At 63.2% G+C, this 234-nt stretch carries 1 protein-coding gene; it reads right to left on the bottom strand.

Annotated elements, in window-relative coordinates:
* A partial coding sequence (locus AC0L3B_RS40395) for a hypothetical protein (protein WP_473383689.1) occupies positions 1-234 on the bottom strand: 234 nt, incomplete at both ends.

The raw sequence follows: 234 nt of genomic DNA, 5'->3' as shown, positions 1-234 counted from the left end.
GTTCGGGGAACAGCGTGGCATAGCGGTTGCTGAGTCGCGCCGCGTCGGCATTGCCGATATAGCTGAGCCGGGCCTCGCCCAGTTGTGCACGGACATATTCCATATCCTGCGCCGCCTGTTCGATGGCGTTGTGCTCTTGCAGGTCGCGGCTGCGCAATTCGATCACGTCATAGCGGTCGACCAGTGTGCGGTAAGCCTGGGTGGCGTAAGACTCCCAGCGGCCGGCCAGGTGCA

The organism is Bradyrhizobium sp. Kon56, assembly GCF_055807635.1.
Note: the sequence above shows the minus strand (reverse complement) of the source record. Positions and strands in the feature narration are given on the sequence as shown.